This window comes from Ruegeria sp. HKCCA5463 (genome assembly GCF_013034175.1).
GTDB lineage: Bacteria > Pseudomonadota > Alphaproteobacteria > Rhodobacterales > Rhodobacteraceae > Ruegeria.
The window spans coordinates 197891-224373 of record NZ_WQFL01000003.1 but is presented as its reverse complement, the minus strand read 5'-3'; the positions used below and the strand labels follow the sequence as shown (position 1 = coordinate 224373).

Annotated in this window: 23 protein-coding genes; 11 read left to right on the top strand and 12 right to left on the bottom strand. The window is 61.2% G+C overall.

The features are described from left to right. Nucleotides 1–81: 81 nt before the first annotated feature. The 4 genes from GOW09_RS09265 to meaB all read right to left on the bottom strand — a co-directional run bounded on the left by GOW09_RS09265 (nucleotide 82) and on the right by meaB (nucleotide 2799). Nucleotides 82–555: a copper chaperone PCu(A)C gene (locus tag GOW09_RS09265; protein ID WP_171117622.1), complete on the bottom strand. Its 474-nt coding sequence runs from the start codon at nucleotides 553–555 to the stop codon at nucleotides 82–84. A gap of 40 nt (nucleotides 556–595) precedes the next feature. Continuing rightward, nucleotides 596–985: a hypothetical protein gene (locus GOW09_RS09260; RefSeq protein WP_371808036.1), complete on the bottom strand. Its 390-nt coding sequence runs from the start codon at nucleotides 983–985 to the stop codon at nucleotides 596–598. Between the two features lie 368 nt (nucleotides 986–1353). Next, nucleotides 1354–1641 (bottom strand): 50S ribosomal protein L28, encoded by a 288-nt coding sequence (rpmB, locus tag GOW09_RS09255; protein WP_050603240.1) that lies wholly within the window; start codon nucleotides 1639–1641, stop codon nucleotides 1354–1356. 186 nt (nucleotides 1642–1827) lie between these two features. Next, nucleotides 1828–2799, bottom strand: coding sequence for a methylmalonyl Co-A mutase-associated GTPase MeaB (gene meaB / locus GOW09_RS09250; protein ID WP_171117618.1), 972 nt, complete (start codon nucleotides 2797–2799; stop codon nucleotides 1828–1830). Nucleotides 2800–3007: 208 nt separating this feature from the next. Here meaB and hrpB point away from each other — a divergent pair, with 208 nt between their 5' ends. From hrpB to GOW09_RS09235, 3 genes are all read left to right on the top strand, one after another. Then, a complete protein-coding gene (hrpB, locus tag GOW09_RS09245; RefSeq protein WP_171117890.1) occupies nucleotides 3008–5461 on the top strand; it encodes an ATP-dependent helicase HrpB in 2454 nt (817 codons plus the stop codon). Between the two features lie 167 nt (nucleotides 5462–5628). Continuing rightward, the gene (locus tag GOW09_RS09240) at nucleotides 5629–6087 is read left to right on the top strand and encodes an NUDIX hydrolase (RefSeq protein ID WP_171117617.1); all 459 of its coding nucleotides are present in this window, start codon (nucleotides 5629–5631) and stop codon (nucleotides 6085–6087) included. A gap of 89 nt (nucleotides 6088–6176) precedes the next feature. Continuing rightward, entirely contained in the window at nucleotides 6177–7652 is a 1476-nt protein-coding gene (locus GOW09_RS09235; RefSeq protein ID WP_171117615.1) for an inorganic phosphate transporter, read from the top strand. A gap of 9 nt (nucleotides 7653–7661) precedes the next feature. Here the strand turns inward: GOW09_RS09235 and GOW09_RS09230 are convergent, their stop codons facing one another. The 3 genes from GOW09_RS09230 to GOW09_RS09220 form a co-directional block, all read right to left on the bottom strand. Next, nucleotides 7662–8636 (bottom strand): 2-dehydropantoate 2-reductase, encoded by a 975-nt coding sequence (locus tag GOW09_RS09230; protein ID WP_171117613.1) that lies wholly within the window; start codon nucleotides 8634–8636, stop codon nucleotides 7662–7664. A gap of 79 nt (nucleotides 8637–8715) precedes the next feature. Further along, complete coding sequence (locus GOW09_RS09225; protein WP_171117611.1) at nucleotides 8716–9678, bottom strand: pirin family protein; 963 nt, start codon at nucleotides 9676–9678, stop codon at nucleotides 8716–8718. Nucleotides 9679–9797: 119 nt separating this feature from the next. Continuing rightward, on the bottom strand, nucleotides 9798–10631 hold the full coding sequence (locus GOW09_RS09220; protein ID WP_171117609.1) for a phytanoyl-CoA dioxygenase family protein: 834 nt from the start codon (nucleotides 10629–10631) through the stop codon (nucleotides 9798–9800). A 216-nt stretch (nucleotides 10632–10847) separates the two neighbouring features. Between GOW09_RS09220 and GOW09_RS09215 the strand changes: the two genes are divergently transcribed. Both GOW09_RS09215 and GOW09_RS09210 read left to right on the top strand, forming a co-directional pair. Continuing rightward, nucleotides 10848–11336, top strand: coding sequence for a twin-arginine translocation pathway signal (locus GOW09_RS09215; RefSeq protein ID WP_171117607.1), 489 nt, complete (start codon nucleotides 10848–10850; stop codon nucleotides 11334–11336). An 8-nt stretch (nucleotides 11337–11344) separates the two neighbouring features. Further along, complete coding sequence (locus tag GOW09_RS09210) at nucleotides 11345–11941, top strand: ferric reductase-like transmembrane domain-containing protein (protein WP_371807895.1); 597 nt, start codon at nucleotides 11345–11347, stop codon at nucleotides 11939–11941. Here GOW09_RS09210 and argF read toward each other — a convergent pair. Both argF and GOW09_RS09200 read right to left on the bottom strand, forming a co-directional pair. Next, nucleotides 11938–12864 (bottom strand): ornithine carbamoyltransferase, encoded by a 927-nt coding sequence (gene argF, locus GOW09_RS09205; RefSeq protein ID WP_171117603.1) that lies wholly within the window; start codon nucleotides 12862–12864, stop codon nucleotides 11938–11940. The two genes, GOW09_RS09210 and argF, sit on opposite strands and share 4 nt — an antisense overlap. 76 nt (nucleotides 12865–12940) lie before the next feature. Beyond that, nucleotides 12941–14128 (bottom strand): aspartate aminotransferase family protein, encoded by a 1188-nt coding sequence (locus GOW09_RS09200; protein ID WP_171117601.1) that lies wholly within the window; start codon nucleotides 14126–14128, stop codon nucleotides 12941–12943. 273 nt (nucleotides 14129–14401) lie between these two features. Between GOW09_RS09200 and GOW09_RS09195 the strand changes: the two genes are divergently transcribed. Then, nucleotides 14402–15286 carry a DMT family transporter gene (locus GOW09_RS09195; RefSeq protein ID WP_171117888.1) on the top strand — a complete coding sequence of 295 codons (885 nt, stop codon included), beginning with the start codon at nucleotides 14402–14404 and terminating at the stop codon, nucleotides 15284–15286. Nucleotides 15287–15361: 75 nt separating this feature from the next. On the opposite strand, the gene GOW09_RS09190 is transcribed toward GOW09_RS09195, so the two are convergent. Further along, nucleotides 15362–16165, bottom strand: coding sequence for an ABC transporter permease (locus GOW09_RS09190; protein WP_152457301.1), 804 nt, complete (start codon nucleotides 16163–16165; stop codon nucleotides 15362–15364). 126 nt (nucleotides 16166–16291) lie between these two features. On the opposite strand from GOW09_RS09190, the gene GOW09_RS09185 reads away from it, so the two are divergent. Continuing rightward, nucleotides 16292–16867, top strand: a complete 576-nt coding sequence (locus GOW09_RS09185) for a GcrA family cell cycle regulator (protein WP_152457300.1) — start codon at nucleotides 16292–16294, stop codon at nucleotides 16865–16867. Between the two features lie 394 nt (nucleotides 16868–17261). Further along, nucleotides 17262–17732 (top strand): hypothetical protein, encoded by a 471-nt coding sequence (locus tag GOW09_RS09180; protein WP_171117599.1) that lies wholly within the window; start codon nucleotides 17262–17264, stop codon nucleotides 17730–17732. Nucleotides 17733–17735: 3 nt separating this feature from the next. Here the strand turns inward: GOW09_RS09180 and GOW09_RS09175 are convergent, their stop codons facing one another. Together GOW09_RS09175 and GOW09_RS09170 are read right to left on the bottom strand one after the other, a co-directional pair. Further along, entirely contained in the window at nucleotides 17736–18812 is a 1077-nt protein-coding gene (locus tag GOW09_RS09175; protein WP_152457297.1) for a DUF2235 domain-containing protein, read from the bottom strand. Continuing rightward, a complete protein-coding gene (locus GOW09_RS09170; protein ID WP_171117597.1) occupies nucleotides 18790–21081 on the bottom strand; it encodes a xanthine dehydrogenase family protein molybdopterin-binding subunit in 2292 nt (763 codons plus the stop codon). The genes GOW09_RS09175 and GOW09_RS09170 overlap by 23 nt, the downstream gene beginning before the upstream one ends. Before the next feature lie 113 nt (nucleotides 21082–21194). Here GOW09_RS09170 and GOW09_RS09165 point away from each other — a divergent pair, with 113 nt between their 5' ends. The 3 genes from GOW09_RS09165 (at nucleotide 21195) to GOW09_RS09155 (ending at nucleotide 26466) form a co-directional block, all read left to right on the top strand. Then, nucleotides 21195–21923 carry a dienelactone hydrolase family protein gene (locus GOW09_RS09165; protein WP_171117594.1) on the top strand — a complete coding sequence of 243 codons (729 nt, stop codon included), beginning with the start codon at nucleotides 21195–21197 and terminating at the stop codon, nucleotides 21921–21923. A gap of 79 nt (nucleotides 21924–22002) precedes the next feature. Beyond that, nucleotides 22003–25164 carry a valine--tRNA ligase gene (locus GOW09_RS09160; RefSeq protein WP_171117592.1) on the top strand — a complete coding sequence of 1054 codons (3162 nt, stop codon included), beginning with the start codon at nucleotides 22003–22005 and terminating at the stop codon, nucleotides 25162–25164. Between the two features lie 138 nt (nucleotides 25165–25302). Further along, on the top strand, nucleotides 25303–26466 hold the full coding sequence (locus tag GOW09_RS09155; protein ID WP_171117583.1) for a benzoate/H(+) symporter BenE family transporter: 1164 nt from the start codon (nucleotides 25303–25305) through the stop codon (nucleotides 26464–26466). Nucleotides 26467–26483: the final 17 nt, after the last annotated feature.

Here is a 26483-nt window from a genome sequence, read left to right as displayed (position 1 = left end):
GCCGCAGGAACAACAGGCCGGGCAATGCCCGGCCTGACGCATGGATGACGGTCGCGGCGCGGCCTGAAGACAGGCGTTGCCCTAGTTCGAATGAGATCCGTGTCCGCCCATGTCCTGACGCTCCAGATCGACCGGGATTTCGATCTCAACCTCGCCAGCCTTTTCAAAGATCAGCGTCACCGGAACCATGGCGTCCTGCTCGAACGGTTCGGTCAGCCCCATGAACATCACGTGGTCGCCGCCACGTTTCAGCATGTGGGTTTCACCTGCCGGAATGGCAAAGCCTTCCTCGACATGCACCATCTTGGCCACGCCATTGTCGTCGACTTTGTGGGTGTGCAGTTCAACCCGGGCAGCGGCATCCGACGTCACGCCGACCAGACGGTCGTCCGCATCGCCCAGATTCTGGATCATCATGAACGCGGCGCCTGCCTTGGCGGTCTTTCCCGACGACCGGGCATAGGCGTCATCAACTTTGATAGTGCCTTCAGCAAAAGCGGGCATGGCCAGGGTCAAAGCGGCCAGGGTTGCAAACAGAGTAGTTTTGAGGGACATCGTGCCTCTCCTGTATTGTAGGTTTGAAAAAGTAGTGTCTTCAAACACGTACAGGCGGCGCGCGCGCCGGGGTGCCGGGGACCGGCAAGGCGATTTGATTGACCAGATGTCGCAGCGGCGCTATCTGCGCCCGCTCTGGCGCCATAGGCATGGGCGGCTGTGCAACGGCGACCGCGCCCATCAGGGACAATGCGTAATCCGGGCAGTAATGCGGTGGCGCGGTGGGCTGTCCGTCTTCGTCCATATAGACAACGACCGGACCGGTGCCTGTGCACAACACCATCTGACCCACGGCCCTGTCCATGCCGCGGGACACGGCAAGGCTCTGCCCGGTCAGAACCAAAAGCAGGGCCAGAACATAAGGCAGGAATCGTGTTATGGCTGGTCTCATCCTGACCCGGGTATAGGTCAGTCGGTAGAGTAGCTTCAAGCGCCAAAGGGTCGCGCTTGAAGCTGGTTTCAGTAATCAATTCCCGGTCGTTTCACCTTGCTTGTATTGAAGCTGGTGTGGGAACGATTCACCCTGCGCTGCATCCGCGTACAAGCCGAAATTGCTTTGCGAAAAACCGCGGCCAGAAACAGGAAAAGGTAGAAACTTTTTAACGTCATAGTGAGGCCCCCGCCTGATGAATGACAGTGACGATAGGTCAGATTCGGCATTCCGTATGTGAAGCAATTCACCAATAGCGGAAAATAATTTCGAAATTGAAAACAGTGTCGGGCTGCAGCGGGCGGCTCAAAACGAAAAAGCCCTGCACCACAGAGGTGCAGGGCCTGAAAATCAACAAGCGAAAAGGCTTAGGCCGTGGCTTGCGCCTTGGCGATTTCCTTCTTCACTTTCAGTGCGTTCGCCGACAGTTCTTCATCCTTGGCTTTGGCCAGGAATGCGTCCAGACCACCGCGGTGGTCAACCGAACGCAGAGCGGCTGCCGAGATGCGCAGCTTCACGCCGCGGCCCAGGGTCTCGGACTGCAGGGTAACGTCATTCAGGTTCGGCAGGAAACGACGACGAGTTCTGTTTTTGGCATGGCTGACATTGTTGCCAGTCATCGGGCCTTTTCCGGTCAGTTCGCAACGGCGCGACATGGTTTCTTCCTTTGTTTCTGGAGGCCGGGCACAAAGCCCTCGGCCAAATCACAAGGGGCACAACCCGAAGTCGCGCCCGAAAACTGGTTGGATGCGTGTAGTGGGAATCGCAGGAAGGGTCAAGACGGACCGAACGAATTCTTTCATTTTGCGCCCGCCTTTGAAACCTTGCCCCCTTTCACCCCGTCAGCTCAGTGTGCCAAGCAGTTCTTCGGCCGCGCGGGCCGGGTTCAGACGCCCGGCCGAGACTTCGGCGTTCAGGCGTTCCATCTCGGCCTTGGCCTGCGGCGTGTCGAGCCGGGCCAGAAGGGCATGGCGGACTTCCTGATCGAACCAGTATCGCGCCTGGGCGGCCCGGTTGGCTTCCCAGATACCGTTGTCGCGGCGCCACCGGGTCAGGGATTGCATCTCGTCCCAGGCTTGCTCCAGCCCCTGTTCTTCGACCGCTGAAACGGTCATTGCCTTGGGGAAACCTTCGGGATCCTGCGGGCGCTTGCGCAGCAATCGCAACGCACCGGCATAGTCTGCGCATGTCCGGGTCGCCGTGGCCTTCAGGTCGCCATCCGCCTTGTTGATCAGGATGATATCGGCCATCTCCATGATGCCACGTTTGACACCCTGCAATTCGTCCCCACCCGCCGGGGCCAACAGCAACAGGAACAGGTCCGACAATTCGGACACCACCGTTTCGGACTGCCCGACGCCCACGGTTTCAATCAGCACCACGTCATAGCCTGCGGCCTCGCAGAGGGCGATGGCCTCACGGGTCCGTCGGGCAACGCCGCCGAGATGGCTCTGGCTGGGGGAGGGGCGGATAAAGGCGTTCTTCTCGCGGCTCAGGCGTTCCATCCGGGTTTTGTCCCCCAGAATCGAGCCCCCCGAACGGGCAGAGCTGGGATCGACCGCCAGAACCGCGACACGCAGCCCCAGCCCCGTCAGCATCATGCCAAAGCTTTCGATGAAGGTGGACTTGCCCACCCCGGGCGTACCCGACAAACCGATCCGGAGCGCCTGACGCCCCGATCCCGCGAGCTGGGCCAACAGCTCGCTGGCCTGTGCACGATGATCGGCACGATTGCTTTCCACCAGTGTGATCGCGCGGGCCAGCGCCCGGCGCTCGCCCTTCAAAATCCTGTCGCTGAGGCTGTCTGTCTGCATTCTTGTCCCGATCCTAGAGGCAGGAATAGTTGCCGCGCTCGGGGGGCGTTTGTCCAGACCGCAGGTCGCCGGAAATACGATCAAAGCGAAAGCTGCGTCAATTCGTGCGTCGCTTGGCCGTTCAGGGTTGGACCTGCAGCCCCGGTGTCACCAGAACGCGCCGGCGAGAGAACTGGACGACACCAGCATGATCGCGGATAAGAGCCGGATGACGATACGCCTGCCCATCGACGACGCCATTCCCGAACTGCTGGACAGATTGCGCGCGCAGGGTCGCGCGGTATTGCAGGCCCCACCGGGGGCGGGCAAGACCACGCGGGTTCCCCTGGCAATGCTCGAGGCGGGTCTGTGCGATGGCAGGATCGTGATGCTGGAACCCCGGCGGCTGGCGGCCCGGGCCGCGGCCGAGCGGATGGCCGAGACGTTGGGAGAGCGCGCGGGACAGACCGTGGGCTACCGTGTACGTGGCGAGGCGAAAGTGTCGAAAGACACCCGGATCGAGGTGGTGACCGAGGGCATCCTGACCCGGATGCTGCAATCCAACCCGGATCTGCCGGGAATTGGCGCGGTGATTTTCGATGAATTCCACGAACGATCTCTGAACGCCGATCTGGGGCTGGCCTTGTGCCTCGAGGTGACCGACGCATTGCGGGACGATCTGATCCTGCTGGCCATGTCAGCCACGCTGGATGCGGATCCCGTCGGCGCGTTGATGGCGGCCCCTCTGGTCACATCGGACGGGCGCAGCTTTCCGGTTGAGACGCGCTGGCTGGATCGGCCATTGGGGCCGCAAGCGCGACGGTTGGATGCGTTGATCGATCTGGTGGTGCAGGCCGAGCGTGAGACGCGGAAGTCCGGACGCGGAATTCTGGTTTTCCTGCCGGGAGAGGGTGAAATCCGACGCGCTGAAAGCCATTTGAACGGTCGGTTGCCCGACAGTTGCGTGGTGCGCCCGTTATTCGGAGCCATGCCCTTTGCGGCCCAGCGTGCGGCGATTGCCCCGGTGGAACATGGGCGCAAAGTCGTGCTGGCGACGTCGATTGCCGAAACCTCGCTGACGATCCCCGACATCAAGGTCGTGGTGGATATGGGACAGGCCCGGCGGGCTCGATTCGATCCGGGATCGGGCATGTCCCGGCTGGTGACCGAACGGGTGACCCGGGCCGAGGCCACACAGCGCGCGGGCCGGGCCGGACGGGTGGCCGAAGGGGTGTGTTACCGGCTCTGGTCGAAGGGGGAAGACGGTGCCCTGGCCGCCTACCCGCCTGCCGAGATCGAAGCGGCGGACCTGACCGGGCTGGCGTTGGAGCTGTCCCTGTGGGGCGCTGACGCGGCCGATCTTGCCTTTCTGACTCTACCTCCCGAGGGGGCGATGGCCGAGGCGCGGGCTTTGCTGGCAATGCTGGGCGCACTCGATACCAATGGACGGATCACCGATCATGGGCGCGCCCTGGCAGCACTGCCCGTGCATCCCCGGTTGGGGCACATGCTTGTGCGGGCCGGTCCGAACGCCGCCCCGTTGGCGGCGTTGATGGCCGAGCGTGACCCCCTTCGCGGTGCGCCGGTGGATATCACCCTGCGGCAAGTGGCGCTGCGCGACCCCCGGGCCTTTCAGCGCAACAGGGTCTGGCAGGTCAACATGGGCGCAGTGGATCGGATCAATGCCGAGACCAGACGGCTGCGGAAACAGGTCAAGGGCGACTCGGCCGATCTGAGCCACGCCGCCATGGCTGCGCTGGCCTATCCTGACCGCATCGGGCAGCGGCGCAAGGGTGACGCGCCGCGCTATGTGCTGTCAGGGGGGAAAGGCGTTGTTCTGGACAGTGCGGATTCACTGGCCAACGCGCCGTTTCTGGTCGCCATCGACACGGATGGCAACCCGCGCGAGGCGAAGGTCCGGATGGCCACCCAGATTTCGGAACGCGACATCCGCGATCTGTTCGCGGATCAGATCGGCTGGGTCGAGACGTGCGCCTGGTCCAAGCGCGAGCGGCGGGTCGTGTCGCGGCGGCAAGAGCGGTTCGGCGCGATCACGTTGGACGACCGCATATGGAAGGACGTCCCGGACGACGCCGTGGCCCGCGCGATGCTGGATGGGATACGCGATCTTGGCCTGCGGCTGGAGGGTGCCGCCGCGCGCCTGGCCGCCCGTGTCGAACTGGTGCGCGCCGATGGCGTCGATCTGCCCGATTTTTCGGTCGCAGGCCTGATGGCCGACATGGAGGACTGGTTGCTGCCCATGCTGTCAGGGGTCAAAAGCGCTGAAGACTGGAAGAAATTCGACCTTTTGCCCGCCCTGCGCGCGCGGCTGGACTGGGCGCAGACGCAGGAACTGGACCGGCGCGCTCCGGGGTCATTTGAAACGCCGCTGGGGCGCAAGGTGCCAATTGATTACAGCGCGGCCGTGCCGGAAATCTCGGTCCGTTTGCAGGAAGTGTTTGGCGTGACCCAACACCCGGCGATCGGCGGCCAGCCTTTGAAGATCACTCTGCTGTCACCGGCGCAGCGCCCGATCCAAATAACGCTTGACCTGCCCGGTTTCTGGGCGGGCTCTTACGCGGATGTACGCAAGGACATGAGGGCGCAATACCCCAAACACCCCTGGCCCGAAGACCCGACCCAGGCTGATCCCACGCTGAGGGCAAAACGCAGACGTGACTAGAGCCGTCAGCAAAGCCCGAGCCTTGCCCATAATCCACAAAACAACCCAGAAAACCCTCAAAAATCGGCCAAACCCGGCCAAAACTGGAAGGTTTAATTGAAACTCACCATTTCCGTTGTTAAGTCGTATCAACTTTGAAGGCATAGAGTAGACTGACAAAATAACTGATGAATGCATGGCTGCAAAATATCTGGGAAGAGGTAGGACGTCCGCTGTTCCTGCGCCCCCGACGGGTGCAGTTTGCGGCGTTGTGCACCCGCACTCATGATGGGCAGGATCAGGTCCTTCTGATCACCAGCCGAGACACCAAACGCTGGATCATCCCGAAAGGCTGGCCCATCGATGGTTTGAGTGGCGCGGAAACCGCCCTCCAGGAGGCCTGGGAAGAGTCCGGGGTGCGCGCGGATGCAGTTCACGATGAACCCATCGGCCAATTCACTTACGACAAGATTCTCAAAGACGGATCGGCGCAACCGGTATTGACCAATGTCTACAGGATTTCGGTACGTGCGCTGGCTGATGACTTTCCCGAGGCCGATCAGCGCGAGCGCAGCTGGTTTTCGCCGGCTGAAGCGGCCACTCTGGTGCAAGAGCCCGAGCTTCAGGCCTTGCTGCGCAGACTGTAAGGAATTCGCAACATTTCGATGGCACCCAGCTTGCCTGAGCATCCGGATACCGTTAGTGGCGCACGATCTTTCAATATCTGACCAAGTTCATGTCTGACACGAATCCGAAACCACGCTGGCAAACGTTGGACAGCGACCTGCACCGAATTTCGCGGGTCGAAACCGCCAACATCCATGTCGCGCGCCACCTGCTGGCACCGGGGGTCGCACTGGCCTTCATGGCGCTTGCCGGGCTGACGGCGGCGGTCCTGTTCGGTCGGGCGGATGGCAGCCATGTCGTGGTCGCGGCGGCCGCGTTCGGGGCCTATATGGCGATCAATGTCGGTGCCAATGACGTGGCCAACAACATGGGCCCAGCGGTCGGTGCGAATGTGCTTACCATGGGCGGCGCCATCGTGATCGCCGCCATAGCCGAAAGCGCAGGTGCGTTGCTTGCGGGGGGTGACGTGGTCTCGACCATCTCAAAGGGGATTGTCGACCCCGCCTCGGTGCAAAACAGCGAGGTGTTCATCTGGGCCATGATGGCAGCGCTGATATCTTCGGCCATGTGGGTCAACCTGGCGACCTGGATCGGCGCCCCTGTGTCCACAACGCATTCAGTCGTGGGCGGGGTGATGGGTGCAGGCATTGCAGCAGCGGGCCTGAGCGCGGTGAGCTGGGGCACGATGAGTGCAATTGCAGCCAGCTGGGTGATTTCGCCGATGCTCGGGGGGGCGGTTGCCGCGGCTTTTCTGGCGCTGATCAAGTCGAAAATCCAAAATCAGGACGACAAGATCGCCGCCGCGCGAAAATGGGTACCTATCCTTTTGGCGGTGATGGCGGGGGCCTTTGCCACCTATCTGTCCGTCAAAGGCCTGCAACGGATCGTGCATATCGACCCCAAGATGGCCCTGTTGATCGGGTTGGGCGTGGGGCTGCTGACCTGGTCCGTGACCGTCCCGTGGGTCAAACGCAGATCCGAAGGGATGGAGAACCGGACCCGGTCGCTGAAGACGCTGTTTGGCCTGCCGCTTGTGATCTCGGCCACGTTCCTGAGCTTTGCCCACGGCGCAAATGACGTGGCCAATGCGGTCGGCCCGCTGGCCGCGATTGTCCACGCGGTCGAGTTCGGAGAGTTCGCCGCGAGAGTTCCAATCCCGCTTTGGGTGATGATCATCGGAGCGTTCGGGATTTCCTTCGGTCTGTTTCTGTTCGGCCCCAGGCTCATCCGGATGGTGGGCCGCCAGATCACCAAGCTGAACCCGATACGCGCCTTTTGCGTCGCCCTGTCGGCGGCGATCACCGTGATTCTGGCCAGCTGGCTTGGCCTGCCGGTCAGTTCGACCCATATCGCCGTTGGTGCCGTCTTTGGCGTCGGCTTCTACCGCGAGTGGGATTCCGAGCGCCGGCGCAAGCGGGGAAAGCTTCAACGCACAGCACAACACCTTGCCCCGGAAGAATTCCGCCGTCGCAAGCTGGTACGGCGGTCGCATTTCATGACCATCGTGGCCGCGTGGATTGTCACCGTGCCCGCCGCCGCAACCATGTCGGCCGTCATTTACTGGGTGCTGACCGCGTTCGCCTGAGGGTTGACGTCAGAGCCTGATCTGTTCCGGCGACAACGGGTGATCGGGTGCATGTTTGATCAGGTCGGACACCTGCGTGCAGATGGGTGTCGGCACTCCGGTTTCGTGACCCATCCGGATGATGTGACCTTGCAGGCTGTCAATTTCCGTTTGCCGCTCGGCCATGAGGTCATAGGCCATGGACGTTCGCGCGCTCGGGTCGATTGTCAGCATCCGGGCCGCGATGCGGGTAAACAGCGGTGTCGGCAGCCGCAGAATATGCGGGGTCATCCATGCCGGAAGCGGTGTGGTCGAGGCCACGGGATGACCCGCCGCCTTGAGGACGGTCAGCGCCTCGGACATCTGATCCGCCATGAGATTGCGCCAGTCGCGGTTCATCAGCTGATCCACCAGCGTGAGGCCAGACAAGGCATTGAGCGCATTGTTCAGGTTGATCACCAGCTTGCCCCATTGCACGGCTTCGATCTGGTCGCTGGATATGACGGGAAGGTCTGCGCTGCTCAGCTGCGCGGCCAGATCACCAGCGCCGCTTTGGATGACGATCTCTCCGGACGTGGCCCGATGATAGGTGGCGGGGGCAGTCGGCACCACGTTGAACGGAACCATTCCGGCGCGTATGTCGCGCCCGGGAAGGGCATTGCGCAATGTTGCGGCAGCTTCGATACCGTTTTGCCAGGACAGGATCGGGGCATCCTGCCGCGCAAAGCGCTCAATTTGCTCGGCCATGTCTGCGGTTGCACCCGATTTGACGGTGACGATGACCAGTTCGGCCTGATCCAGACAGGCCGGATCTTCGCTGAGCGTCAGGCCCTCGGTCGGAATCGTGACGTCAAGGCCATCAAAGTCAGTGACCTTCAGCCCGTGCTCTCGGATCGGGTCCAGCACACGGGCGCGGCCCAGCAAGGTCACGGAGTGCCCCGACCGGGCCAGCAAAGCACCACAGTAACAGCCGATGCTGCCCGCGCCTGCAAGGACAAGATTCATGATACCCCCTCCGGTACACCCGAAAAGGATCACCGCAAACGTCCCGTGACACAAGCCCGCTTGCCCCCGACGTCACGCGCTAGCGGGCCAGCCGGGGTTTGGTGCGCTCAAGCTCTTTGGAAATAGGGATAAATTCCTGATCGTCACCCGGAGGCAGTTGAAATGCACCATTGGCCCAATCGGCGCTTTTCCACTCACGGGTTGCGGTTTCGATCTTTTCCTTCGAAGACGAAACGAAATTCCACCAGATGTAGCGGTCTTCATTCAGGGTCGCTCCGCCCAGCAGCATCAGCCGCGCGCCCAGCGCACCAGCCTTGACAGACAGCTTGTCCCCGGGCCGGAACACCATCATGCGGCCCTCGTCAAACCTGTCACCCGCGATTTCGACCGAACCTTGCGTGACATAGACACCGCGATCTTCGTGGTCGTCAGGCAGAGGGAAAGACGCGCCGGGTTCCAATTGCACGTCGAGATAGAAGGTTTCGGACAGCATCGTGACCGGGCTGGTCTCACCATAGGCTGAACCCAGGATCAATTGGGCGCTGACGCCTGCATCCTGAATATGTGGCAGCGCGGCCTGTTTGTGATGTTCGAAATCCGGGGCCATATCCTCATGCGCTTCGGGCAAGGCGATCCAGGTCTGAATGCCGAACAGGCTGTGTTTCCTGCCGCGTGTTTCGTCACTGGTGCGCTCGGAATGGGTGACACCACGCCCTGCAACCATCCAGTTGACCTCGCCGGGATAGATCATCTGATGTGTGCCAAGGCTGTCGCGGTGCTCGAATTCGCCCTGGTACAGATAGGTGACCGTGCCCAGTCCGATATGGGGGTGGGGCCGCACGTCGATGCCGCCTTCGGTGATGAATTCAGCGGGGCCCATTTGATCGAAAAAGATGAACGGGCCCACCAACTGTCGTTTTACCGAAGGCAACGCGCGGCGCACTTCGAACCCTCCCAGGTCACGGGCACGCGGGATGATTAATGTGTCCAGCGCCGGATTCTCCGAGATGCAGTCCGGATTGTGTGTCGGGTTCCAACTCATTTCAGCTCTCCCTTCGTTGCAGATGGTCAGGCCACCCGCGTTCACTCAGGTAAGAAATAGCCACGCAAAGCAGCCCATAAAGTGCACAATCGCACAGATTGAGTGCGGCGCCGTTCCAATCAACGCGGCCAGAGTTGCGGGAAAAACGGCCCGTCAATCCGATCCCCCTCGCCATAGCCTGCCGCCTCGAACTGCGCGCGCTCGTCCTTGGCCCAGTCGCCGCGATACCGGATGACACCATCAGGTGCCGTCATGCGAAGGGTGAAGCGCCGCACCGTTTCCGACGGCGTGGTCGAGGACAGCCCGCCATGCAGCGTTCGCATGTCGAAAAAGATACAATCCCCAAGCTCCAGATCCCATTGCAGCAGCTCATACGCGCCGGGGTCGGAATTGACATCGGGTGGCGGGTGATAGGTCAGCCCGGCGACTTCGGTGGGCTCATAGCTGGGATGTCCATCGGCAAACCGCACCCGCATGAACAGCTTGTCCCATAGGTGTGAGCCCTTCACGAATGCGATGCCGTTTTCCTTGGTCACGGGTTCCAGCGGCAGCCAAAGGACGCACATCGTGCCTTCGAAGTCGAAGTAAGACAGGTCCTGATGGAAGGGCGGGCGCGAGGTCGAGCCGGCCTCGCGCAGGAACCAGTTGTCCATGACAAGGTTGATGGATGGCGCCCCCAGCAACCCGGCAGCAAGTGGTGCGCATGGGGACTTGTGAACAAATTCGTTGAATTGCGGGATTTTGTTCCAGGCCCAGTAGTCTTCGTAATAGCCCGGGGCGTTCGGATCCTTGGTATGACGGGTGAAATTATCGGTCGGCGTGTCAAGGTCGGCGTCGATACCTGCGCGCAGCAATGACAACCAGTCGGATGAGAATTTCGACCGCAGAACAACAGCACCATCGCGTTGGAAGGCGGCAATGTCTTCCTGTGTAACCAGATCTGCTGTCGTCATGGAATGATCATCCCGATGTGGTTCGGTGGCCCAGAGCATCGCACCACGCACCGCCAGAGGTCAAAGAGATTCGTTTCGACAACCCGGAATCACTCACAGAACCGTGAAGGCGCGGGGATCCTACCGCGCACGGCCTCGGATTTTGAAAGAAACATGCTATGTTTCAGATGGAAGCCGCAGACTGACAAGATTGGATCGCGTATTGGAGGTTTCTCGATGACAGATGCGTTGCTGTCCCGTCGTTCCCTGATCACCCAAGGTGTTGCCGTTTTGGCGACCGGCGCCACAGGGCTTTTGGTGCCTGCCCGCGCAGCCGGGATTGCGCCGACGCCTTCGATGCGGGGCGGATCGAACAACTATCGCCCCGGTGCGCCAATCGTGGACCGGATCGGTGGCGGCGGGTTCTGGATGACCGGCACCGTACGACGGGCGGGCGATGGCGCTCCCCTGCCCGGCCAGCGCATTCAGATCTGGGCCCATACCACAGAAGGGCACGAGCGTGACCCGCAAAGCCATGGGGCGACCTTGACGGATGAAAAGGGTGAATTCCGCCTGGAAATGCCGCAGATCGTTCCTGCATTCGGTCAACCGCACGGGCATCTGGCCTATGACAGCGGCGCGTTCGAAACCGTGTTCCTGCGGCCTGTGATGTCCAGTTCCAAAGACAAGACACTGGCTGCGCATTTCGTGTTGCAACCGCTCTGATCCCGGTGATCCGAACCGGTGTCATTTGGGCGACCCTGATCGCCGCCCTTGCCGTTCCTTTAATCGCTGCGGCAGGCAGCCCGTATCTTGCCTGGCGCGATCCAACCTATATCCTCGCCGGGTTTGCCGGAATTCTGAGCTTGGGTCTGCTGTTGCTGCAGCCGCTTCTGGCCGGAAGATACCTTCCGGGCTTGTCCGCAGTGATGAGCCGCCACATTCACCGCTGGATCGGTCTGACCCTGGTACTGGCGATTGTGGTCCATGTCGCGGGGTTGTGGCTTACCAGCCCGCCGGATGTGGTGGATGCGTTGTTGTTCGTATCGCCAACGCCGTTCTCGGCCTGGGGTGTCATTGCCATGTGGGCCGCTTTCGGGGCGGCCCTGTTAGGGGTCTTCCGCAAACGTCTGCGCCAGCGCTTTCGTCTTTGGCGGCTGAGCCACACCGCACTGGCCGGGGTGACGATTGTCGGCAGCCTTGTTCACGCCATGCTGATCGAAGGCACGATGGAGATCGTAACCAAAACAGCGCTTTGCGCACTGGTCCTCTTGGCGAGCGCAAGTACGCTCGCCAAATTGAAAGTGTGGGATATCCGTCGACGCCCTTAGACGCCCAGGCACCAGCGCATCACCGCCTTTTGTGCATGCAGACGGTTTTCGGCTTCATCAAAAATGACCGAGTTCGGTCCATCCATGACCTCGGAGGTCGCTTCTTCCTCGCGGTGGGCCGGCAGGCAATGCATGAACAGCGCATCCGGTTTGGCATGCGACATGAGTTCAGCATTGACCTGATATGGACGCAGCATGTTGTGGCGGCGCTCTTTGGCCGACTGGGAATCATGCATCGAAACCCAGGTGTCCGCGACGACGAGGTCCGCGCCTTCCACCGCTTTGTGCGGATCTCTTTCGATCACGATTTTCGAACCTTTCTGGCGGGCAAACCCCATGAACTCTTCTTCCGGGTCAAGCTGAGCGGGGCCGGTGAAGGTCAGATCGAATCCGAATTGTCCGGCGGCGTGCAGGAAGGAAGCGCAGACATTGTTGCCATCGCCGGTCCAGACCACCTTTTTGCCAGCGATGGGGCCGCGATGTTCCTCGAATGTCAGAACGTCGGCCATGATCTGGCAGGGGTGGGTGCGGTCGGTCAGGCCGTTGATCACCGGCACGTCCGAGTATTCAGCCATTTCGGTCAGGATGGTTTCATCGAAGGTGCGGATCATGATCATGTCTACATAGCGCGACAGCACGCGGGCAGTGTCGGCGATGGTTTCGCCGTGACCCAGCTGCATGTCCTTGCCGGACAGCACCATGGTCTGCCCGCCCATCTGGCGCACGCCCACATCGAAAGACACGCGCGTCCGCGTCGAAGGCTTTTCGAAGATCAGCGCCACCATGCGATCTTTCAGCGGCCGTTCGTCGTCAGGGGCGGCCTTGGGGCGGCCCAAACGCGCCTGCTTCATCACGCCGGCCTGATCGATCATGGCCCGCAGATCGGTGGAATCGGTTTTGTGGATATCAAGAAAATGGTTCATGTCGGTTCGTTTCCTGGCTGTCGGTTGCCGGGGGCGCTGCCCCCGGACCCCCGGAGTATTTGGGAAAAGATGAAAATCAGGCGGTTTGGAGCTGGGTCTCGATCTGCCGGGCGGCCTTGTCGAGGCGGATCATGGCCTGAGCGATATCGTCCTCGGTCAGGGTGAGAGGCGGCAACAGGCGGATCACGTTGTCGGCGGCGGGAACGGTGATGACGAGGTTGTCATAACCTGCATTGACCACGTCAATATTGGCAGGCTTGCACTTGAGGCCGAGCATCAGGCCCGATCCGCGCACCTCTTCGAACACCTCAGGGTGATCGGCGATCAGGGCTTCGAGCTTTTGGCGCAGCAGGCCCGCCTTGCGGTTGACGCTTTCCAAAAAGGCTGGTGTTGCCACATGATCGATCACCGCGCAGCCCACCGCGCAGCCCAGCGGGTTGCCGCCATAGGTCGAACCGTGGGTGCCCGCAGTCATGCCGGATGCCGCGTCCTCGGTCGCCAGTACCGCGCCCAACGGGAAGCCGCCGCCGATGCCCTTGGCGACCATCATGATATCAGGCGTGATCCCAGCCCATTCATGGGCAAAGAGCTTGCCTGTCCGGCCGACGCCGCACTGGACTTCATCAAGGATCAGCAGCAGCCCGTTGTCGTCGCAGATCTGACGCAGCGCCTTGAGTTCGGCGTCGGGGACGGGGCGAATACCGCCCTCGCCTTGGATGGGCTCGATCAGGATCGCGGCGGTCTTGTCGGTGATGGCGTCGGTCACGCCGTCCAGATCGCCGAAGGCCACATGCACGAAACCCGGCAGCAGAGGGCCGAAGCCCTTGGTCATTTTCTCGGACCCGGCAGCGGCGATTCCGGCTGACGACCGGCCGTGGAAGGAACCGTCGAAAGTGATGATCTCGACCCGCTCGGGCTGAGCTTTGTCATAGAAATACTTGCGGGCCATTTTCACGGCCAGTTCGCAGGATTCCGTGCCGGAGTTCGTGAAGAAAACCGTATCGGCAAAACTGTGTTCCACCAGCTTGTCAGCCAAGGCCCGTTGCTGAGGGATGTTGTACAGGTTCGAGACATGCCACAGCGCATGGGCCTGGTCCGTCAGCGCGGCCACCAATGCCGGATGGGCATGGCCCAGCGCGTTCACGGCGATCCCTGCGCCGAGGTCCAAGAAACGTCGGCCATCCGCCTCGGTCAGCCAGGCGCCTTCGCCCTTCACGAATGTCAGGGGCGCACGGTTATAGGTCGGCAGAACGGACGGGATCATGGGATCATCCTTTTCAGGTAGTATGAGCCTCGTGAGTGATACACGAAGGCCCTGTTCGTCAACAATTTTGGTGAGGTCTGTGCCGATTTGCCGGGCACACGAGATCAAACAGGCCGGTTACGCAAAGATGCGTCGGCGTCGGAGCAGTTGGATATGCACATGTTTGATCATGGCCGACCGTATAGCGATGCTTGCGCAGGTTGGGAAGCCGGTATTTTGCAGGGATCGAATTTTGCCCTTGCCAAAGCCTGTGCAACCGCGCACCGCTTGGCCATGTTCCAACCCAAGCACCACAATCCACCGCTTGCCGCTGCGCTCATTTTTGTCGCCACCGCCTTTATCGCGGCGACGACGCTGCTGGCCAAGGCGCTGGGGACGGATGCGTTGGGCCCGCCCTTGCACGCCATGCAGATCAGTCACGGGCGGTTTCTGTTTGCCCTGCTGGCGGTTGTGCTGGCGGTTGCAACTCTGCGGCCCCGGTTGGTGCGGCCCCATTGGGGGCTTCACGTCGGGCGGACCAGTTTTGGCTGGGCGGGGGTGACATTGATGTTCGCATCGGTTGCCTTCATTCCGATGGCGGATGCGACGGCCATATCCTTTCTGAACCCTGTCTTTGGTATGGTGCTGGCCATTCCGCTGCTGCAAGAGCGGGTTGGTCCTTGGCGCTGGCTGGCGGCGGCTGTCGCCTTGACGGGCGCGATGATCCTGCTGCGCCCGACCCCCGCCAGCTTTCAGCCCGCAGCCCTTCTGGCGCTGGCGGCGGCTGCGCTGATCGGGATGGAGCTGGTTTTCATCAAAAAGCTGTCCGGGCGCGAGCCACCGATGCAGATCCTTCTGATCAATAACGCGATGGGGGTGCTGATCGCCACTTTGGCCGTCAGCTTCGTCTTTCAGATGCCGACCCCGCAGCAGTGGACAGCATTGGTGGGAATCGGCGTTCTGATGGCCTGCGCCCAGGCCTGTTTCGTAAACGGCATGGCGCGGGCGGATGCATCCTTTGTGGCCCCGATCAGCTATGCCACGCTGATCTTTGCCGCCCTTTACGACTTTGCGGTCTTTGATGTGATCCCCGACTGGATCAGTCTGGTCGGATCTGCGACTATCCTGGCCGGCGGGCTGATCCTGGTCTGGCGAGAAGCGGTGCGGCGCCGCGCCTGAGAGCCTGCCCCGCACGGCGGGAACGGGTGCGCCTGCATCCCGGCCCGTGCAACCGGCCGCGATGGCCGGGCCGCGCTAAGCCTTGAGGCGATATCCGGTGCGCAGCATCAGCCAGGTGATGGCTCCGATCACGAAAGTCGCAAACGTACATACCGCCATCCCCAGCCACGGAGAGCTGTCGGACACTCCGATCATTCCATAGCGCAAACCATCGATCAGATAGAACACCGGGTTCAGGTGGGTCAGGCGGTTCAGCACGGGCGGCAGCGCCTCGACCGAGTAGAACGTACCCGACAGGAAGGCCAGCGGCGTGACGATAAAGTTGGTGATTGCTGCCATCTGGTCGAACTTGTTGGCGAAGATACCAGCAAACAGGCCCAACGCGCCCATGAATGCCCCACCCAGAACAACAAAGGTAAGCGCGATCAGGGGGTGCTGAGGCGCAATGGAGAGCAAGACCAAGAACGCAATCGAGATCACCAGTGCGATCATCACGCCTCGGGCAATGCCACCCGCGAGATAGCCCAGCAGAATCTCGAGCGGTGACAGCGGTGGCATCAAAGTATCGACGATATTGCCCTGCACCTTGGCGATCACCATCGAGGACGAGGTATTGGCAAAGGCATTCTGGATCACCGTCATCATCATGATCCCCGGTGCCAAAAACATCACAAACGGCACACCCATGACATCGGGCCGGCTGGGTCCGATGGCGATGGTGAAGATCAACAGGAACAACCCCGCCGTAACCAGTGGTGCCAGAACCGTCTGCGTCCAGACGGCCAGAAAACGCAGGGTTTCGCGCTGCGCCAGCGTGTACAGGCCCATCCAGTTGACTGCTCCGAAGCGACGCGCGGTCTGATCTGCGGGATTTTGCATGATTTGCCCTCAACCTGATTCGAAGACAGCTTGTAACTCGGGCAGCAGTGTTTAGAATAGGGGGCTGAGACGAATTCCCAAGGCGGCCCGAATCCGGGGCCGCTTTCCGCTTTTGAAAGGCTAACGATGTCCTGGACAGACGAGCGTGTTGAACTGCTGAAGAAGATGTGGGGCGAAGGCCAGTCGGCCAGCCAGATTGCCAAGGAACTGGGCGGCGTGACCCGCAATGCGGTGATCGGCAAGGTGCACCGCCTGGGCCTGTCGAACCGGACGGCAGGCGCATCCCCGGCCAAGGCGGAACCGAAAGAAAAACCGGCGCCCGCCCCAAAGGCCGAGGCCAAGCCCAAACCTGCACCCAAGACCGAACCGGCGCGTCCGGCCCCGGCCCCGACCGCCGAAGCGAAACCGGTCGTTCCGGCCCGCCGTCAGATCATCCCCGCCGGTCAGCCGCTGCCACCGCAGCCATCGGCCAACGAGATCAGCCCCGAGGCGCTGGCCAAGGTCAACGAGGTTGAAAAGAAAGCCAAGAAGCTGACTCTGATGGAATTGACCGAGAAAACCTGCAAGTGGCCCGTGGGCGACCCCGCGACCGAGGATTTCTGGTTCTGCGGCCTTCCGGTTGAGGCGGGCAAACCCTATTGCGAGGCGCATGTGGGAGTGGCCTTCCAGCCTATGAGCTCGCGCAGGGATCGTCGGCGTTAGAATTCAGCTATGAACGCTGCTTTTAGCGGCGTGACATTATCTTCTTTCTCAGCTGCCCACCCGTCGCAAGATGAGTGGGCAGTATTTTTTTGAACCAAGAGATTTGGTCATTCAGCCCGCCATGAAATACAAGATCCTGTTCTGCGCCTACAGCGTGCTGATTTTCGCGGCATACATCGAGCCGTTTGACCCTTCGATATTCGAGCCGAATGAGCGCGGATAAACCCCGCCTTTGTTTTTTCAGGCCACATACTTGTATTCATGGCTTGCGCCCGCCATTCCCGCATTCGTTGGTGGCCTTGTGCTACTGGGATTGCCTTCGATTCCACGACTCGTCGCCAGATGTATTGCCGTTTTTTCAATCGTTTCCGGTTTGTTTCTGACGTTATTTGGCATGGTGCTCTCGCTTGGTTCTGACACCCAGATTCTGCACGGTGTCACCCTGACGACAGCCGTCGCCGTAAGCTTTCTGAATTGGTCGGGATCGGGCGGGCAGCCACAGCCTTCTCTGGTGGCGAAGATTGGTATTTCAATCGGGACAATCGCCGCGCTCTGGTCGTTGTTGACAGTTCCGATGATCCTTGTTCAAGCGCATTTCATTGCGGACGGCGCGCCCTATTGCATCGCTGAACACTCGAAAAACGCGCCAATCGAGGCAGTACGCGATTTACGGGGCTTCTCATTCTACACGACTGCGACGGGATACAAATCCACGTCAAAATGGTACTTTCACGGCCTGATGATAGTAGATCACCCCGATGCGCAACGGGTCTATAACTGGTCTCCAGGAAGATGGCGTTTCGATCTGGTTGAGCGCCCGGATGCAATGCTTGTGTCAGTCAGAAATGTCTGCGTCCCAAGCTGACCCCTACTGCGCCGGATGCGATGGTAAATTTGGCATCGCGACCCATCCGGGCAGTTCGTCCGGCGAAACTGAAACATGCAGGCGTTCTGAAGGGTCCTGCCCGACCTTGCGGTGCTTTCGCAGCAGGAAAATCTTGCCCCAGCCGCGCCATGTGCCAACCGACGGCGCATGGGGGTCAATGGGAAACCGATCGCGCCAGCCGTCGGGCAATGTCAGACCGTGCAATTCCGCCTTGTCCAGCATCCAGATCAGGGAAATGTTGCTCAGCGGCCGCGCCTCTTCGTAGCCGTTCAATTGGCCACCTATGTCGCCGTGGGTTCCACGGAACCAGACCTGCTCTACATGGCCCTTGAACTCGGGAGTGCAGGTCCACAGAACTGGTTCGAACACTTCGCGCGTCTCATCCAGCGCCAAAGCGTGATACCCGTGGCGGGTGACTGGGCCCAACTGATGATTGTGAAATGCGTGCTTCTCTTCGGCCCAGCGCCACAGCAGCGGCAGACGCAAACCCAGCGCCTTGACCGTGTCCCAGGCGCCGATCATCTCGATCTCGACGCCGTCGTGGCAGAAACGTCGGCGGAATTCGCTGGCGGCGATGCCGTCTGGATTGCATTCATAGTGGCGATACGCTTGCAGTATGTTTCGCTCGGTGGCGTGTTCCGCCTTGAGCAGGCCGATCATGTCGATCACGCCGGCCAGACTGCGCACGCCATAGGCACCGCGCGAATAGCCGATGAAAAAGATCTTGTCGCCCGGCTTGTAGCGGGACGCCAAATACCCATAGGCGCGACGGATCTGGCGGTTGATGCCCCGGCCCATCATCACGTCCAGCGAGGACTTCCAGCTTTCCCACTGCACGCCTGCCTCGTAGAACACCGAAACCTTGCTGCCCATCTCGCAGCACAGGCGAAATGTCTGACCGGCGTGGGTTTCAAACCCCGGTTCCAGAGTGGACATGGTGCCATCAAGAATGATGACATGGCTGATCGGTTCGCGGTGCCGCGTCTCGGCGGAATGCTCGGACCGCAAAGGGCGCCCGAGCCATCCCAGAACCTTTCTACTCAGCCGCGACAGATTCATGCGTCAGCAATTCCCATACTTTGTGAGGTGTGAAAGGCATGTCCGCCTGCCGCACCCCGTGGTCCCAGAGCGCATCCTGAACCGCGTTTGCCACAGCGGCCAGTGCGCCCACGGTGCCAGCCTCGCCACACCCTTTCATCCCCATCGGGTTCGAGGTTGACGGAACCGGCGCCGAGGTAAACTTAATCATGGGTATGTCGGTTGCACGGGGCAAGGCGTAATCCATAAACGAAGCCGTGAGCAGTTGCCCATGTGCATCGTGCACGACATGTTCGGTCAGGGCCTGGCCGATACCCTGCACCACCCCGCCATGTACCTGCCCTTCGGCCAGCATCGGATTGATAAGATTGCCAAAATCGTCTACCACCGTGTAGCGGTCCACCCAGGTTTCGCCGGTGCAAGAATCGATCACGACTTCGGCAACATGCGCGCCGTTTGGGTAGCTGCGCGCATCCAGATTGGCGCGGGCCTCATGTTGCAGCAGATCCGTTCGACCATCGGCACGCGCCATCTCGGCGGCTTCGGTCAGGGTCGGCGTCAGGTTGGAGCCCGGCGCTCGGAATGTCTCGTGGTCAAAACTCACATCATTTTCCTCGACCCCCATCTTATCGGCAAGATAAGGCGTGAATGCGGCGATCATCTTGTCAATCGTGGCCAGGGTGGCGGTGCTTTGCACCGTGACCGAGCGAGACCCGCCAGTGCCGCCGCCATGGGCAAGCCGGTCGGTATCGCCCTGAATGACGGAGATCTTGTCCATGGGGATACCCGTCTGATCTGACAGGAACTGGGCGTAGACCGTCTCATGCCCCTGCCCGTTCGATTGTGTGCCGACGTAAAGATTCACCGTTCCATCCTCGCAAAACGCGACCTTCGCGTTTTCGGAAGGGTCCCCCAAAATGCTTTCGATATAGTAACAGAGACCCTGCCCCCGGATCAGACCGCGTTCGGCATCCGCAGCTTTGCGGGCCTCGAACCCTGTGGTCTGGTCGGCCGCGCGGGTTAGAACCATGTCGAAATCGCCGACATCATACGTTTCGCCGGTGGAAGTGGTGTAGGGGAAATCGGCGGGGCGGATGAAATTCCTGCGCCGCAGTTCCCATGGGTCAACGCCCAGTTCACGCGCGGCGCGGTCCATCGCGCGTTCAAGCACGTAAATCGCCTCGGGGCGGCCCGCACCGCGATACGCATCCACCTGCGTCGTGTTCGTATAGAAGCCTTCGACCCGCAAATAGGTGGTCTGAACGTCATAGACACCCATCAGCACTTTGCTGAACAGGCTGGTCTGGATCGCCTGACCGAAGTGGCTGTTGTATGCGCCAAGGTTCACCTTGCTGTGGACGCGATAGGCGGTGATCTTGTGATCGGCGTCAAAGGCCAGTTCGGCCAGCGAGGTCAGATCGCGGCCATGATGATCAGACAGCATCGCCTCGGATCGGTCGGACATCCAGTGCACCGGCTGACCCAGCTTCATCGCCGCCACGGAGACGCAGAAATATTCAGGGTACGGCATGACTTTCATACCGAAACCACCACCCACATCCGGGGTCGTGACGCGTATGTCGTCCGCATCCAGTTTCAGTTTTTGCGCCAGTTGGGCCTTCATCGCCCATACGCCCTGACCTCCGTAGGAGAAATGCAGGCGCCCCTCGGACCAGTTCGCCTGACATCCGCGCGGCTCCAGCGAACTGATGATGACCCTGTTGTCGGTGACGTTCAGCGACACGGTATGCGCGGCCGCCTGAAAGGCTGCCTGGGTCGCGGTTTCGTCGCCCAACCCCCAATCGAACGCACGGTTCTCGGGCGCTTCCACGTGCAGGATCTCGCCCCCGGCCTCGACGTCCAACTTGGCCGGGCGCTCTTGCGTATCCATCCAGATCAATTCAACCGCGTTCTGCGCCTGCGTCAGGGTATCCGCAATGACAACTGCCACCGGCTCGCCCACGAAACGCACGCGATCCCTGGCCAGCATGTGCCGATCGGGCGCAGCGGCCCTGGACCCATCCCGGTTCTGCAAGACGGCCGCATTCAGCACCGTATCGATGCCTGATGCTGCCAGATCGTCCAGCGTCATGACCAGCCGAACGCCGTCGGCAGCCCGTGCGGCCTCGACATCCAGAGACGTGATGTCACCATGCGCCACCGGGCTGCGGAAGAATGCGGCAAACAAAGCGTTCCCGGGCACCGCATTATCCATGTAACGCCCCTGCCCGGTCAGGAACCGTTGATCCTCGGTCCGTTTCACCGGCTGGCTTCTGCCGAACTTTTCCATGGGTGGCCCTCCTGCGCGATATCAGGGGCGAGCCTAGCCCGCGACCCGGCGATGTCCAGCGGGGTTCACCGAAATTCGTTTGCGCCCAAAGGATGTTCGGCTAGCCTTGGGCCATGAGCTGGACGCATGATACCGTTTTTCCTTTCTCTGCCCTGATGACCAGCGGGCAGTCGACCACACATGACGTTTATGTCGGCGGTGAAGGCCCACCGATCCTGATCCTTCAGGAACTGCCCGGGATCGGGCCCGAAACGCTGGCGTTGTCCGCCAAGCTCAACGCATCCGGCTTTCGCGTCTACCTGCCTCATTTGTTTGGAACCTATGGCAAGGTTGAAATGGGCAAGAACATGGCCCGGTTGTTCTGCGTACGGCGCGAGTTCAACATTTTCGCCCGTGGCAAGCAGAGCCCCATTGCAGGATGGATGCGCGCCCTGACCCGTGAAATCAAGCAGCGCGAAAACAGCGCGGGTGTGGGCGTCATCGGTATGTGCCTGACCGGCAGTTTTGCCCTTACCCTCATGGCCGAAGACGCCGTTCTGGGCGGGGTAGCCAGCCAAACTGCGCTGCCGATCCTAGGGGGCCGCCATCTGCACATGAGCGCTGAAGACATCGGCGCGGCCTCTGCGGGTATGGCCGCGAAAGGCCCCGGTCTGGCGATGCGGTATTCCGAAGACAAGCTTGCACCAAAGAAACTGATGCGGGCGCTTGAACAGGCATTCGGCAATCTGCTGGAAACCGTCGAATATCCCGGCAAGGATCATTCGCTGCTGACGCTGGATTTCCATGAACCCGCCTATCAACGCGTTGACGCCTATTTCAAAGCACGCTTTGGCGTGGCTTAGGCGCACTAGGCCTTCCCCTTGCCGCGCGCATTCGCTATTGCAGGCGCTGACCCGAATTTGTTGACGCAGGACGCATCCCATGGCGATGGAAAAGACATTCAACGCGGCCGAAGCCGAGGCCCGCATTTATGAGGCCTGGGAACAGGCCGGAGCCTTCAAGGCAGGCGCGAACAAATCGCGCGACGAGAGCTTTTGCATCATGATCCCGCCGCCGAACGTGACCGGTGCGCTGCATGTGGGCCATGCGTTCAACAACACTCTACAGGACATTCTGATCCGCTGGCACCGGATGCGTGGCTTTGACACGTTGTGGCAGCCCGGGCAGGATCACGCCGGCATCGCAACCCAGATGCAGGTTGAGAAGATGCTGGCCGCCACCCAACAACCCAGCCGCAACGAATTGGGCCGCGAAAAGTTTCTGGAGAAAGTCTGGGAATGGAAAGGTGAATACGGCGGCACCATCATCGAGCAACTGAAGCGCCTCGGCTCTTCCTGTGACTGGTCGCGCAACGCATTTACCATGGCCGGTGCGGCGGGCGATCCGCGCACGGGCCACGAAAACAGCCCCAACTTCCACGACGCGGTGATCAAGGTTTTTGTCGACATGTACGACAAAGGCCTGATCTACCGCGGCAAGCGGCTGGTCAACTGGGACCCGCATTTCGAAACCGCGATTTCGGACCTCGAGGTCGAGAATATCGAGGTCGCCGGCCACATGTGGCACTTCAAATACCCTTTGGCGGGCGGTGAGACATATGAGTATTTGGAAAAAGATGAAGATGGGAATGTGATCTTCCGCGAGGAGCGTGATTATATTTCCATTGCCACCACCCGCCCCGAGACCATGCTGGGCGACGGCGCGGTTGCGGTGCACCCCTCGGACGAACGCTATGCGCCCATCGTCGGCAAGCTGTGCGAAATCCCGGTTGGTCCGAAAGAGCATCGCCGCCAGATCCCGATCATCACCGATGACTACCCCGACCCGAATTTCGGCTCGGGCGCGGTGAAGATCACCGGCGCGCATGACTTCAACGACAACATGGTCGCCAAGCGCGGCGGTATTCCGATGTACCGCCTGATGGACACCAAGGGCGCGATGCGGGCCGATGGGGCCCCTTATGCCGAAGAGGCAGGCAAGGCGCAGGACTATGCGCGTGGGCGCGCGTTCACCGAGAACGAAATCGACGCGATCAATCTGGTGCCGGATCATCTGCGTGGCCTCGACCGGTTCGAAGCGCGGGCCAAGGTGGTGGAAGAGATCACCGCTGATGGTCTGGCCGTGATGACCCGCGCGGATGATCCGCGCCTGGGATCAACCGCTTTGAAGCCGGATCAGGAAGGCGCCGACACGCTGGTGCCGCTGGTCGAAAGCAAACCGATCATGCAGCCCTTCGGCGACCGGTCGAAGGTGGTGATCGAGCCGATGTTCACCGATCAGTGGTTCGTCGATGCCGCCAAGGTCGTCGGCCCCGCGCTGGACGCGGTCAAGGACGGCACGGTCAAGATCATCCCCGAGTCGGGCGAGAAGACCTATTACCACTGGCTGGAAAATATCGAGCCCTGGTGTATCAGCCGCCAACTGTGGTGGGGGCATCAGATTCCGGTTTGGTATGGTCTCGACCTGTCGGCAGAAGACTTCATTGACGACGAGAATGATGGCGACCTTGATCTGGTTGAATTGGGTCGTTTGCTGAACGAAGGCGGCATGCTGCACCGTGGCAATGTCATGGAATGTGCCGCGAGCTTCGAGGCCGTTACCGAAAAGTTCCTGGACGACAATGCGGACATTCCCAGCCCTCTGAGCCACGCGACCGTGATCGAAGTCGCCGACAAGCAGGAGGCGATCCATCGGTTCGCCGAAAGCCTGGCGCAGTACGCCGTTGAACAGGATCCGACCAAGCTGGTTTACCCGGTCTGGCGCGACCCTGACGTGCTGGACACGTGGTTCTCCTCCGGCCTGTGGCCTATCGGCACGCTGGGCTGGCCCGAACAGACCGAAGAGTTGCAGCGCTACTTCCCCACGGACGTTCTGATCACCGGTTTCGACATCCTGTTCTTCTGGGTCGCCCGGATGATGATGATGCAGCTCGCCGTGGTCGATCAGATCCCATTCCACACCGTTTACCTGCACCAGCTCGTCCGCGACGAGAAGGGCAAGAAGATGTCCAAGACCACCGGCAACGTCATCGACCCACTGGAGATTGTGGACGAATTCGGCGCCGACGCGCTGCGCTTCACCAACGCGTCGATGGCGGCGATTGGCGGGGTGCTGAAACTCTCCCGCGAACGCATCACCGGTTATCGCAACTTTGGCACCAAACTGTGGAACGCCGTCCGCTTTGCAGAGATGAACGAGGTTTTCACCGATGCCGTCCCGCAGCTGGACGTTGCCGATCTGAAACCCAAGGCCGCCGTGAACCGCTGGATCATCGGCGAAACCGCCCGGGTGCGCGAAGAGGTCGACGCGGCGCTGGACAGCTACCGCTTCAACGACGCGGCGAACGGGCTTTATGCCTTTGTCTGGGGCAAGGTCTGTGACTGGTATGTGGAACTGTCCAAACCTCTGCTGCAAGGCGATGACGCCAAGGCCCAGGCTGAAACCCGCACCACCATGCGCTGGGTTCTGGATCAGTGCCTGGTCCTGCTGCACCCGATCATGCCCTTCATCACCGAGGAACTGTGGGGCCTGACCGGCACCCGTGCCAAGATGCTGGTGCATGCCGACTGGCCGACCTATGCCGCCGCCGAACTGGTCGATGCCGACGCGGATCGCGAAATGAACTGGGTGATCTCGGTGATCGAGAACACCCGTTCGGCCCGCGCCCAGATGCGCGTTCCGGCCGGTTTGTACGTGCCGATGCTGGTGACCGAGATCGACGCCCACGGCCAGGCCGCCTGGGACCGGAACGAGGCGCTGATCAAGCGACTGGCCCGGATCGACAGCCTGACCAAAGCCGACACGCTGCCCAAGGGCACGATCTCGATCGCGGCGCCCGGCGCGTCCTTTGGCCTGCCGCTGGCGGATATCATCGACATCGGCGCGGAAAAGGAACGGCTGGAAAAGGCCAAGGGCAAGCTGGCCAAGGAACTTGGTGGCCTGCGCGGCCGTCTGAATAACCCGAAATTCGTGGCCTCGGCCCCCGCAGAGGTCGTGGAAGAGGCCAAAGCCAACCTCGCCGCCCGCGAAGAGGAAGAGGCGAAACTGAACGAGGCGCTGGCCCGACTGACCGAAATCGCCTGATCTTCATCTTTTCACAAATACTCAAATCCGGAACCCCGCCGCGGCCACAACGGCGGGGTTTTCTTTTGCACGCTCGGGCCTTGCCCGACCCTGCCCCTGCTTGTTAGCAATCAGCGAACACATTTCTCCGAGGCCGTCATGACGCACAATGCCCCACCGCTCCAGACAGTCTCGACCGGGCTGGTTGTGGCACTCGTCGGTTTTTTCAGCTCTTTCCCGATCGTCTTGCAGGGGTTGGCGGCGATGGGCGCGTCCCCGGCGCAGGCGGCGTCCGGATTGATGATGGCGGCGATCGCCATGGGCCTGACCGCCATCGTGCTGAGCCTGTGGTACCGACAGCCGATCAGCGTGGCCTGGTCCACGCCGGGTGCGGCCCTACTGGCGGTTTCCGCCACACCTGCGCTGGGGTTTGCCGAAGCGACAGGCGCGTTCCTTTGTGCAGGGGCTTTGACCGTGTTGGCCGGGCTGTGGCGACCATTGGGGCGAATGGCTGCGGCTATACCGACGACCCTGGCGCAGGCCATGTTGGGGGGCGTGTTGCTGCCGCTTTGCATATTGCCCTTTCAGGCAGCGGTTGACCTGCCATGGCAAGCCTTGCCGGTAATTCTGACATGGTTCATCGCCGGTCGGATCAACCGCCTGTTTGCCGTTCCGGCTGCGGTCGTAGCAGCGGCAGCCGTCGTGGTTCTGAACGCCGGGGACGCGTCGCTGACGCCGACACAATGGGTCGCGGCTCCGGTCTGGACCACGCCCAGCTTCTCTGCGGCTTCGGTCATCGGGATTGCCGTGCCGCTGTTCATCGTCACGATGGCGACCCAGAACATCCCCGGCATCGCGGTGATCCGCAGCTTTGGCTATGCGCCGCAGACCGGCAAACTGTTCTCGTCCGTGGGTTTTTCCAGCATCTTGTCTTCTCCATTCGGTGCCCCCGCCACCTGCCTTGCGGCGATCACCGCTGCGATGTGCGCGAACGAGGACAGCCACCCCGACCCCGCGCAACGCTATTGGTCTGCCGTGATGGGTGGATTGTTCTATTGCCTGTTCGGGGTGTTCGCCGTGGCGATTACCGGGTTCGCCATTCATGCCGATCCACTGTTGATGGGCACGCTGACCGGTGTTGCGCTGATCGGGGTGATGGCCAATGCCACATCCGCCGCGCTGGAAGTTCCGGCCGAGCGCGAAGCGGCCATCCTGACCTTTGCCATCACTGCATCAGGGATCACCGCGTTCGGGCTTGGTGCGGCGGTCTGGGGCTTGCTGGCAGGCGGGATGGCCTATCTTGTGAAACTACGCTTTCGCTAAACGGGTTCAAACCGCAC